The organism is Frankia sp. AiPs1, from assembly GCF_023716945.1.
In the GTDB taxonomy this organism is placed as follows: Bacteria; Actinomycetota; Actinomycetes; order Frankiales; family Frankiaceae; genus Frankia.
The window spans coordinates 1-1,022 of the sequence record NZ_JAMQQF010001029.1 but is presented as its reverse complement, the minus strand read 5'-3'; the positions used below and the strand labels follow the sequence as shown (position 1 = coordinate 1,022).

General features: G+C 76.7%; 1 protein-coding gene and 1 pseudogene. One reads left to right on the top strand and one right to left on the bottom strand.

Translation table 11 applies throughout. From position 1 onward, the window contains the following. Positions 1 to 419, top strand: a 419-nt coding sequence (locus ND748_RS32645) for an MFS transporter (protein ID WP_251750109.1), incomplete at its 5' end; no start/stop codon positions are given. A 145-nt stretch (positions 420 to 564) separates the two neighbouring features. Here ND748_RS32645 and ND748_RS32640 read toward each other — a convergent pair. Next, a pseudogene (locus ND748_RS32640) lies at positions 565 to 1,022 on the bottom strand (ribonuclease E/G); the annotation flags it as partial.

The window sequence follows — 1,022 nt, the reverse complement described above, 5'->3', positions numbered from 1 at the left end:
CGCTGGTGGTGGTCGGCCTGGCCCTCACCGCCTTCGCCGGTGTGCCGCCCTGGGTGGGCGCCTGCTGGCTGGTGGGGACCGCGCTGGCGGCGGGGTGGATCGCGCTGCGGCGCCGGGATCCGGCCGCCTGGGGAGTGCCTGTGGCGCAGCCGGCGGGTCCGGACGCGGGGCAGGACGGCTCGCCGCGGCAGTGGATGAGTCCCGACCTCGCCGATCAGGACGATCTCGTCCAGTCACTGACGATCGCGTCGTACGCGTTGCAGATGGGTGATGCTGGGCGGGCCCATCAGGCTGTCGAGGTCGCGCTGTCCCGCTCCCGGGCCACCCTGGATCTGCTGATGCGGGAGAACCCGAGCCGCGGGTTTGTCCGCTCCGGCCCGGCCACGTCCCAGACTCCGGCCGGTCCCACCGCCGTCTGAGGCTGCCCGCCGTCTGAGGCTGCCGCCCCGGCTACGTCGGCCGCGCCGCCCGGTGGCCGTCCCCTCCCGTCCGGAGCAATCCGGACGGGAGAGGTGACCTACCTCGGGCCTCAGGTCGCGTGCCGCTCGGCGGCGCGCCAGCCTGTCAGGTGCCGCTGGACTCGGCCGAGGGCGGCACGGACTCCAGCGACTCGGCCGGCTTCGACACCGGTCGGGACGCCCGGCGCCGCCGACTCCGGACGGGCTTGCCGGCCGCACCGCTGTCGACGGTGGCGAGGCTGTCGGGGTCGTCGGAGTTCGCGTACACGGGGGGTGCCGCGTCCCCGCCGGCACTCTGCGCGAGGGCAGCGGTCGGGGCGGTCACCGCAGCCGACCCCGCGCGACCGTGGCCGTTGCCGTTCACTGCCACGATCGGATCGGCCGCGGCAGCGTCCGCCACCGCGCCGGCGGATACCAACGGCGAGTCCGGGGCGCCGCCGACATCGCCGGGCGTCACACCGGTTCCGTCGTCGTCCGCCGCGCCCGGCTGGCCGAGGTCCGCCGCCACGGGCCCACCCGCCACCTCGGCGGAAGCGCCGCCCAGGGCGGCCACGACGAGCGGGC